Raw genomic sequence first — 9,151 nt, 5'->3', positions numbered from 1 at the left:
TGGCGGAAAGGAACGGATTCGCTCCGAGTGTTTGCGGCCCTCTGGCCGCTTATGGCGTTGGCGGCGGCCGTGGCGGTGCAGGAGCATCGGCGCCGGCCGACCGGCGAGAACTAGGCTCCCGGCATGCCGGAACTTCCTGACATTGTTGTCTACGTGGAGGCTCTCGAACGCTTCACCGTCGGTCAAACGCTCGAGAAGCTCCGGGTGCGCTCGGTGTCGCTGCTTCGCACCTACGATCCACCGGTGTCGGCTGTCGAAGGTAAGAAGGTTCTCGGGTTCCGGCGGATCGGTAAGCGAATCGTTTTCGAGTTCGAAGATGACTTGTTCATTGTTCTTCATCTCATGGTGGCCGGGCGCTTGCGCTGGGTAAAGAAGGGCCAGGCCGTACCCAACAAGGTGGGGTTGTGCGCGTTCGACTTTCCCGATGGCACGTTGATGCTGACCGAGCAGGGAACCAAGAAGCGAGCGTCGTTGCATATTGAACGAGGCATCGATGCCGTTCTGGCTCACGACCGGGGTGGCATCGAACCACTTACGGCGAGTCGGGCGGAGTTTGCTGGAGCGCTCATCCGGGAGAATCGCACCATGAAGAGGGGATTGACTGACCCGCGTATTTTCTCGGGCATCGGCAACGCCTATTCAGATGAGATTCTGCATAAAGCGAAGCTGTCCCCGGTAAAACGAACCAAGCAATTGACCGAAGATGAAATAACCCGGCTGTACGAGGCCACCCAAAGCTCCTTGTTGGAATGGACAGAGCGGCTTCGGGCCGAGGTCGGTGACGGGTTCCCTGACAAGGTGACTGCCTTCCGGAAAGACATGGTGGTCCATGGTAAGTACGCAGAACCGTGCCCGGTGTGCGGATCGAAAGTTCAACGTATCGTCTACGCAAGTAACGAAACGAATTACTGCGCTACCTGCCAAACCGACGGCAAGTTACTCGCTGACCGGTCGTTATCGAGATTACTCAAAGACGACTGGCCCAAGACCATTGACGAGCTCGAATGACCGGTTGACAGATCGAACGTATGTTCGATATCATGGCGTGTCCCTCCGATATGAGTGGACATGGCAGCAACGACTCTTCTCCAACAAAGGGTGCGACAAAAGGCACTCCAAACCGCCATCGAACGTGGCAGGCAAGCTTCACGGGAAGAACTCGCGGCGCTTATCGCAACCCACACAACCACGTTGTCAGGGCCGGCAACCGAGTTAACGCTCGTTCCGGGGCGAGTAATTGGTTTGGAGGGGCCGGTGGGTGCGGGACTTACTCGATTGGCCCTGGTGATGCTGGCCGAGATTGCGAGTCGGGCCCCCGTGGCAATTGTTGATACGCGGGGATGGTTCTGTCCGGTTGCGGCCTGGGAAGTTGGGATTCCTCCGGCACATCTTTCCGTGATTCGATGTTCTGATGCTGAGAAGTGGCCTTCTGTATTAGGTGCATTACTTACCGGGCTGGGGGGTATCTATGCCGAGGTGCCCCCAGGGGTTCCTGATCAGGTACTTCGCCGCCTCTCCGCCAAAGCACGTCAAGAACGAGCGGCGGTTGCGTTGCGGCCGATGAGTGGTCAGTTGCCGGCAGGCATAACCCACATGCGTCTGACCGCTGAGCAGATCACCTGGTCAGGGCCGGATCGAGGACATGGGCGCCTCACCGGGCGAAGCCTATCCCTGTACGCATCTGGCAAAGGAGTTCGAGGAATAGAACAACGATTTGGAGTTGAAGACGATGGAACGAGTGATGTGCATCTGGTGGGAAACCTGGGCACTGTTTCGCCCGGACGCGCCGTCGGATAAGCCATGTGTGGTAACTGATAACCATCATGTCGTTGCCGCCAATCAGGCTGCTCGGACTGCTGGAGTCGTCCGGGGTATGAAGCGGCGAAGTGCCGAGGCGATCTGTCCGGGAGGTTTGGTGCTCGACCGGGACATCTCCGCCGAACTAGCCCGATTTGAACCAGTGGTCCGTAGCATTGAGGATCTGGTTCCGATGGTCGAAGTAGCCGAACCCGGATTGATATTTTTTGATATCGCCGGGGCGGTTGCCTTCTATGGGGGTGAGAGGGAACTCGTCGAACTTGTTGCCAAAACCATTCAGACCCGTGAACGACCACGGATCGGGGTAGCCAATAGTCCATTTGCTGCCCGACGAGCCGCCGGAGTAGCTCACCCTGGTGGGGTTTATGCCGTTACCGATGACGCCACGTTCTTGACTGACGTGGCCATCGATTCCCTTACCAACCAGGATTTGGTGGCTACGTTTCGTTGGTTGGGTATATCCACACTCGGTCAATTGTCGCAACTGCCTCGCGACACCATTGTTTCTCGTTTCGGGGCGGAAGGGTTACGGGCTCATCAGCTGGCCAGTGGACAGGATCGCTCGACCCAACCTCGAGCTGTGCCCGTCGATGTATTCGTCGAGCAGCGGTTTGAGGATCCGCTGGAGCGTCTGGAACAGGTTGGATTCGCGGCCAGAGCTGCGGCGGCCGAACTGGTGGGGGAGTTGCGAAGAAACGGTTCAGCCACTCATCGGGTAGAGGTTGAAGCTGAAGCGGCGGATGGGGCTATTCGATTGCGGGTTTGGAGAAATGCAGATCCCTTTGATGAGGGGATGTTGGCCGAGCGTGTCTGGTGGCAATTGCGAGCCTGGATCGAATCGCATGGCATAACTGGCGGGATGGTTCGGCTGCGCCTGTCTCCTGCCGATGTGTCAGGGGGAGGGCGTCAATTGGGTTTCTTCGAAGACACAATGGCAGTGATGGAGGCCGATCGAGCTTTGGCCAGGGTGCAAGCCTTGATCGGTCCTGATCAGGTGTTGGGGGCGGTACCCCAAGGCGGGCGTGACCCCGCTGACCGGGTGAGTTGGCATCGATGGGGTGAACTACCGGAACTCGTTGCGCCAACCGCTCCTTGGCCCGGGGCGACTCCCGGTCCATCGCCCGCCCTGGTTACCTCACAGCGAATCGAAGTGGAATGGGATGAGGAGCAACCCACCCGTGTTCGGCTACGTAGTCGCTGGGAGCCAGTTCTCAATTGGGCGGGTCCGTGGCGTCGGACTGGCCGGTGGTGGACTGGCGAGCCCGATGCGGATCGGTATCAGTTGGTCACTTCGGCAGGAGCATTGCTGTGTGAACGGCGAGATGGGGGAATGTATCTCACTGGCCTCTATGACTGATCGGCGTCACTTTCGGCTCTGGTGGTGCGGGTCGGTCGAAAGTTGGTCATTGAGATCGGCTAGATCGGCGGCAATCGCCGCTCGGACCCGTTCGGAAAGCGACGCGATGTCATTTTTGGTCATGCCGACCGTCTCGATTGGATCATGGACCCTGGCCACGATCGGTCCGCCCCGGACAGCTCCTCTGGGTGGCCAGGCCCGGTAGGACCCTGCGATGGTAACTGGCAAGATCGGAAGCTGGCCGGCGATGGCGATTGCGAACGCTCCTCGTTTGAAGGCCATGAGTTCCCCGGTTCGACTTCGGGTTCCTTCGGGATAGACGATGACGCTGCGGGCGGCATCGGTGTTGGCCCAGGTGTCTGCTGTCAGCTGAGCATGGACGCTTGATCCGTGTTGGGTCCGGTCAACTTTGACCATCCCGGTTGCTTTCATTGCAGCACCAACCACCGGGATCCGATACAGCTCTTTCTTGGCCATGAACCGGCCGGGAACCGGTACCGCCAACAGATCGGCCATGATGTCGAAATTCGACTGGTGGTTCGACACGATCACATATGATCGGGATTCGTCAATCGTGGCTCCTTCCGCGGAGAATGTGACGCCTCCCAACGTGAACCAGGCTTGGCTCCATTTTCTGAGTATCCGGTCAAGCAGGGGCGAGTTCGGTCGAACGGCCGCCACGGCGATTAATATCGCGGAGACTATGAGCGTGACGACAAAGCCGCTCACTATGAGTAGGCCTGTTCTGATCCAAGCAATCATGGCGGCCCAAACTAGCCGCCTGCCAGTAGGCTCGCCCTTCATGGCGACAAAACGATTGTGGCGAGAGTGGGCCGACGGTCAGGTCTGGACGGTCGATACTGAGCGGATCCGATCCGGGATCGAAGCCTTTCTCAGGGGACTTGAAGCTCCGATCGTGTTGACGTATTCGGCGATGCCCGGGGAAGCCGATGTTGAGTCAATCGAAGGGGCGGGCCAACTGCTCCTTACCCGGACGCCAGAGGTAGGGGGCCTCACCGTTCATCGGGCGGATTCTCCGATGGAAACCCACCGCTGGGGATACCGGCAACCTGTGGCAGAGGCGGCCCGGGTTGAATCCATGGAAATCGATGTGGTACTGGTTCCTGGCGCACTATTTGATAGACGAGGCGGCCGCCTTGGCCACGGGCGAGGGTATTACGATCGGCTGCTCGTCACCTGCCGACCTGATGTGATTCGAGTGGGGGTAACCACGGCCGGCGCGATTGTTGAAAGAATCCCCACGGAGCCGCATGACATTGCGATGACCCACCTCGCCACTGAGGCTGGTGTTCGCCAGGTGTCAGGATGATTGCATGAAGCTGGCGCTCAATCTGGGGTATCTCACCCGCGCAAACCGCCCCGATATGGAGCTGATTCTCGAGGCGGAGCGGCTTGGGTACGATTCTGTCTGGGCTGCGGAGGCTTGGGGTTCGGATGCGGTGACCGTGCTGTCGTGGATTGGAGCACAGACCTCGACCATCAAGCTTGGTTCGGCCATTCTTCAGATGCCTGCTCGTACGCCGGCCATGACTGCCATGACCGCCGCCACCCTGGACCGTCTATCCGAGGGTCGATTACTGCTTGGCCTCGGATTGTCGGGGCCCCAGGTCGTGGAAGGCTGGCATGGCGAGCCGTATGGCAAGCCGTTGGGCAAGACCCGTGAATACGTTTCCATCGTTCGGAAGGTATTTGAGCGGGATGGACCGCTGATCCATAGTGGTGAGCATTACGAGATCCCGTTTGCCGGTCCGCAGGCAACCGGCCTCGGCAAGCCATTGAAGCTGATGACCCATCCGCTCCGATCGGATCTGCCCATCTATCTCGCTGCCATCGGGCCCAAGAACGTGGCGCTGACTGCCGAAATCGCCGACGGTTGGCTGCCGGTCTTCTACTCGCCTGAACGGGCCGGCGAAGTGTTCGGGCCAAGCCTTGCGTCCGGGTTGGCGAAGGCGTCCGACCCCGGCAAATCGTTCGACGTTGTGCCAAGCGTGACGGTTGTCATTTCCCACGATCTCGCTGCGGCCCGCGATCGACTCCGCCCCCAAGCAGCCCTCTATATCGGCGGGATGGGTGCCAAGGGTCGCAACTTCTACAACGATCTTGCGTGCCGGTACGGGTTTGCCGAGGCCGCCGGGCGGGTCCAGGATCTGTATCTGGCCGGCGACAGGATGGCCGCCGTTCATGCGGTGCCCGACGAGCTCCTGGACGAGGTGAACCTGGTGGGAACACGCGAGATGGTGCGTGATCGGCTTGATGTCTGGAAGGCGTCGAACGTGTCGACTCTGCTCGTATCTGTCGGCGATCTGCCGACTCTACGAACTCTGGCTGAGCTGGCTCTCTGATGGCGTCTAGGGCAGGATCTCGAACGACTCGGTAACCCCACAAGGCCGGACCGTGTCGTCGATCGAGTTCATGCAATCGTCGCCGATGAATAACCGGTAACTGCCTGGCGCTACTGCAGCCGACAGCATGAATTCGCCCCAGGTGGGTTGGTAGGGCGCCATCAGTGAGGCGAAGCCTCCCTCGCTCGCCACCAACGATGGTCCAGACCAGGTAATGGTGGTTGGGTCTTGCGCGTCGCGAGTGAGCACCGTGGCATAGCCCTGGCTTTCGAACCACCTGGCATAACCGACCACCGTGAAGCCGCCGGAGATGCCCACGTTCTCGACCGATTGGTGGACCGGGTGTTCGAGGACGGTATTGCCCGTCTCTATGACCGGTCGGAAGTCGAGGCCGGCACCGATCGGCGTCTCCGCTACGTCGATGACGACCCGAGCCGGATTGGAGAGCACGGTGACGCCGGCTACCCGGCCCTGTTCATGGAGGAAACGGACTTCCAGCCTTTCGGGCTGGCCCACCGGAACCACTGTCAGGGCGAGCGCCAACTTGAAATCGGCGTTGGTCGCTTGGGGTACCACATCGACCACGCCGGGTGGAAGACTGACCGAAACCCGCGTCTTTCCGCTGGTCACGACGACATCGCCCCCACCGAGAATATCGCCAGTCTCAAAGCTTGCTCCATCGGTCGTTCCGAGGACGATCACATACCTGTCGCAGGTGGCGGTCTGAAATTGGAATAGTCCGATCACCGCCGTTGCGTCTCCGGTTGCGGGAGTGCTGGCTGTTGCGGACCCGGTGGCCGTCTGAGCCGTGCACGGAGAGGCCTTGATGCCGGCGTCCCACTGATTGGGGTGAGCGAGGTACCGGCTGTTCACAAACCCCTCGACCCCGCTGGGCAACCGGACGCCGTACCAGGTCGTTCCACCGATCGGGTTGGCGGCCATTGGTAGAACGAAGATCTCGTCCTGATTAGGCCTCAGAATGCCGACCACCTCAGCATTGACAGTCGGAGCAGCTCTCACGTTGAGAACATCGCCGGGTGCGACGCCGACCACGTACCAACCGATATTCGCTGTTGTATCGGGGCCCAATGTGGTCGTGGTAGTTGATTCGATGGTGGTTTCTGTCGTCCCCAACGTGGTCGAAGTCGGTGGTGCCGTCGTAGATGGAGGCTGCGTGGTGCTGGGGGTGGGAGCCGTGGTCGGGGCGGTCGCGGGGATGCTCTCATTAGGCCCGACCGTCACGGCGGCAGGACCGCCCAAAGCTTTGGAGGCAAACCAGCCGGCGGCAACGAGGAGGGTTACCGCAGCGGCCACGACTACGTAGCTGCGACCCTTTCCATTTGGCGTTGTCATCGGTCTCCTCGTGTGCGGGTAACTGGCCCCGGACGAGCAATGATGGCACGTCCGGGACCAGGTGTGGTCAGGGAAGCTAGGGAGTTACGTCGAATGTCTCGGTGACACCGCACGGTTGGCTTGTGTTGCCGTCGGGGCTCATGCAGTCGTCGCCGACAAATAGCTCATAGCCACCCGACGGAAGATCGACCGTGAACGTGAACTCGCCCCACGTCGGGATGTATAAAGCGTATATCGAGGCCATGTTCCCGTTAGACGAACTCATCGACGGACCGGACCAGGCGATGTCGGTCGGTTGGGCGCCGTCGAGCGTGGTGATCGTGGCGTACCCTTGCGCTTCGAACCAGCGGGCGTAGCCGGTGACGCTGAACGAGTGCGCAACGCCGACCTTGTCTGCCGACTGATCGACTGGATGCTCAAGGATGGTGACGCCCTTTCCGACGATTGGCGCATAATCGAGTCCGGTGCCCGTTGGGGCTGAACCAACATCAATGACGATGCGGGCCGGGTTAGAGAGCACCGTGACACCGGCCACTCGGGACGAGCTGTGCAGGAAACGTACCTCAAGGTCGTCCGGCGCACCAGTGGTGTTGATCGGTAAAACGGTTAGCGCCAGGGCATCTGTGAAGTCGGAGTTCGTTGCCTGAGGGGCCACCCCGGTTATCACAGATGGCAACTCGACGGTAACCCTCGTTCCACCACTAGTCACCCGAATGTCGCCGCCGCCCAACGTGTTGGCCGTTTCGAACACGTCCAGGTCGTCCTTCCCGAGCACGATGACGTAGCGGTCACAGTTGCCGGTTTTCACCTGAAACAATGCGACCACGGCTGAGGCGTCCCCGCTGCTCGGAGTCGAGGCGGTTGCCTCGCCGGAGCTTTGGCTGGCCGTGCATGGCGCACCGGCGATACCTGCGTCCCACGTTGACGGGTGGGCGAGGAACCGGCTGTTCACGAACCCTTCGGTTCCGTCATCGAGCCGAACCCCGTACCAGGCTGCTCCCCCGATCGGATTTCCAGCCCGGGGGAGCACGGTCACGTTGTCCTGGTTATGGGCCAGGTTTCCGACGATTGGGGACGCCGCCGACGGGGATTGGCGCACATTGAGGACGTCATTACTGGCGACATCGACGACGTGCCAGCCGACAGCCGGGCTCGCCACCACCGTGGTGCTCGTCGGGCTGGTCGTGGTTGTTGAGGTGTCCGGTGATGTGGTCGTGGTGGATTCACCAGGGATGGTCGAATCTGTGGACGGCACGGTGGATTCAGCCGATCCGAATGTCGTGGCGGTTGTGCTCGCTGGCGGCGAAACGACGTCTCGGGATCGGTTTGCGTTCAATGCAATTGCGACGGAGCCGAGCACGAGCACGATGGCGGCGGCGGCGGCCAGGTACGTCCATGGGTTCTTGGAGTTTTCTTCCGGGTTCATGAGAGCTCCTAAGGAGGCATCCGGGTTGGCTTGTCTGGCCTGGCGGCTCAAGTCGTCGAATGCCCGGCGGATCCGGTCTTCGCTCATTGCTGATTCTCCTTGAGGTGGCTGGCCAGAGTCTGTCGACCATGATGAAGGTGGGCTTTGGCGGTGTTCGGTGAGCACTCGAGAATGCCGGCGATCTCGTCGATCGATCGGTCCTCGAGGTAGTGGAGGGCCACTGCTGCTCGTTGACGGGCCGGCAAGGCTGCCACTGCCTTCCAGACCGCGGAGTCACCGAGAACGATCTCGACCGGGTCGGGCGGGCGGCTTCCAAGCCGTTGGATGGCTACTCGTTGGCGGCGGGATCCACGCCGGACATTGAGCGCCAGGTTGATGGTGGTGCGACGTAACCAGGTCCCGGGCCGTTCGTATGAGCAGATCCGTTCCCAGTTCTTGTGAGCACGAATCAGGGCTTCCTGGGCGATGTCTTCGCCAACGCCAGGGTTGCCTCCCACCGCGGTCGCCAGGGCGACCATTGGGCCGTATTCGGTCCGGTAGAAGGCCTCAAATGAGATAACTTGCGGGTTGTAGGTCACGGTCGCCATTCACTGAACACACACCGGACCAGGCCGGAAGGTTTAATCAGTCTATGTCCGTTGCAGGGATCCAGGTCGACGTCGCACGCCAGAACCTGGATGTGGCAATGCCCGATGACGGTCACGGATGAATCGTGAGTCGATCAAGTGGCAGATTCCCGTGATCAGCTGCGGTTAGGCGTAGACCTTGGTCATTTCCGGATCGTAGAGCGGCTTGGAGGTGACGACGGCCGGATAATCATGGCCAAGGAATCTG

General features: G+C 60.5%; 9 protein-coding genes. 5 read left to right on the top strand and 4 right to left on the bottom strand.

The genetic code is table 11. The annotated features are described in order from the left end of the window. The first annotated feature begins 123 nt into the window (after nt 1–123). Genes JJE47_08810 through JJE47_08800 form a run of 3 tightly spaced genes read left to right on the top strand, consistent with a single transcriptional unit; the run spans nt 124 to nt 3,175 of the window. A complete protein-coding gene (locus JJE47_08810; GenBank protein MBK5267521.1) occupies nt 124–1,008 on the top strand; it encodes a formamidopyrimidine-DNA glycosylase in 885 nt (294 codons plus the stop codon). Between the two features lie 60 nt (nt 1,009–1,068). Then, entirely contained in the window at nt 1,069–1,797 is a 729-nt protein-coding gene (locus JJE47_08805; GenBank protein ID MBK5267520.1) for a hypothetical protein, read from the top strand. Beyond that, nucleotides 1,730–3,175 (top strand): DNA polymerase Y family protein, encoded by a 1,446-nt coding sequence (locus JJE47_08800; protein ID MBK5267519.1) that lies wholly within the window; start codon nt 1,730–1,732, stop codon nt 3,173–3,175. Before JJE47_08805 ends, JJE47_08800 begins: the two co-directional genes overlap by 68 nt. Before the next feature lie 6 nt (nt 3,176–3,181). Here JJE47_08800 and JJE47_08795 read toward each other — a convergent pair whose 3' ends face one another. Beyond that, a complete protein-coding gene (locus JJE47_08795) occupies nt 3,182–3,937 on the bottom strand; it encodes a 1-acyl-sn-glycerol-3-phosphate acyltransferase (protein ID MBK5267518.1) in 756 nt (251 codons plus the stop codon). 40 nt (nt 3,938–3,977) lie between these two features. On the opposite strand from JJE47_08795, the gene JJE47_08790 reads away from it, so the two are divergent. After that, nucleotides 3,978–4,505, top strand: a complete 528-nt coding sequence (locus JJE47_08790) for a 5-formyltetrahydrofolate cyclo-ligase (GenBank protein ID MBK5267517.1) — start codon at nt 3,978–3,980, stop codon at nt 4,503–4,505. A 4-nt stretch (nt 4,506–4,509) separates the two neighbouring features. After that, nucleotides 4,510–5,538, top strand: a complete 1,029-nt coding sequence (locus tag JJE47_08785) for an LLM class F420-dependent oxidoreductase (protein MBK5267516.1) — start codon at nt 4,510–4,512, stop codon at nt 5,536–5,538. A 6-nt stretch (nt 5,539–5,544) separates the two neighbouring features. Here the strand turns inward: JJE47_08785 and JJE47_08780 are convergent, their stop codons facing one another. The 3 genes from JJE47_08780 to JJE47_08770 form a co-directional block, all read right to left on the bottom strand. Beyond that, nucleotides 5,545–6,891, bottom strand: a complete 1,347-nt coding sequence (locus JJE47_08780; protein ID MBK5267515.1) for an SH3 domain-containing protein — start codon at nt 6,889–6,891, stop codon at nt 5,545–5,547. Nucleotides 6,892–6,967: 76 nt separating this feature from the next. Further along, nucleotides 6,968–8,404 carry an SH3 domain-containing protein gene (locus JJE47_08775; GenBank protein ID MBK5267514.1) on the bottom strand — a complete coding sequence of 479 codons (1,437 nt, stop codon included), beginning with the start codon at nt 8,402–8,404 and terminating at the stop codon, nt 6,968–6,970. Further along, nucleotides 8,401–8,904, bottom strand: coding sequence for a SigE family RNA polymerase sigma factor (locus JJE47_08770; protein ID MBK5267513.1), 504 nt, complete (start codon nt 8,902–8,904; stop codon nt 8,401–8,403). The genes JJE47_08775 and JJE47_08770 overlap by 4 nt, the downstream gene beginning before the upstream one ends. Nucleotides 8,905–9,151 lie beyond the last annotated feature (247 nt).

The sequence above is a fragment of the Acidimicrobiia bacterium genome, from assembly GCA_016650365.1.
Taxonomy (GTDB): Bacteria; Actinomycetota; Acidimicrobiia; order Spongiisociales; family JAENVV01; genus JAENVV01.
This window is presented reverse-complemented; position numbering and strand designations above follow the sequence as displayed.

Bases quoted from the DNA above. Each gene is read 5' to 3' on its own strand.
- JJE47_08810 (MBK5267521.1), top strand. From the start codon at position 124: ATGCCGGAACTTCCTGACATTGTTGTCTACGTGGAGGCTCTCGAACGC.
- JJE47_08805 (MBK5267520.1), top strand. From the start codon at position 1,069: ATGGCAGCAACGACTCTTCTCCAACAAAGGGTGCGACAAAAGGCACTC.
- JJE47_08800 (MBK5267519.1), top strand. From the start codon at position 1,730: ATGGAACGAGTGATGTGCATCTGGTGGGAAACCTGGGCACTGTTTCGC.
- JJE47_08795 (MBK5267518.1), bottom strand. From the start codon at position 3,937: ATGATTGCTTGGATCAGAACAGGCCTACTCATAGTGAGCGGCTTTGTC.
- JJE47_08790 (MBK5267517.1), top strand. From the start codon at position 3,978: ATGGCGACAAAACGATTGTGGCGAGAGTGGGCCGACGGTCAGGTCTGG.
- JJE47_08785 (MBK5267516.1), top strand. From the start codon at position 4,510: ATGAAGCTGGCGCTCAATCTGGGGTATCTCACCCGCGCAAACCGCCCC.
- JJE47_08780 (MBK5267515.1), bottom strand. From the start codon at position 6,891: ATGACAACGCCAAATGGAAAGGGTCGCAGCTACGTAGTCGTGGCCGCT.
- JJE47_08775 (MBK5267514.1), bottom strand. From the start codon at position 8,404: ATGAGCGAAGACCGGATCCGCCGGGCATTCGACGACTTGAGCCGCCAG.
- JJE47_08770 (MBK5267513.1), bottom strand. From the start codon at position 8,904: ATGGCGACCGTGACCTACAACCCGCAAGTTATCTCATTTGAGGCCTTC.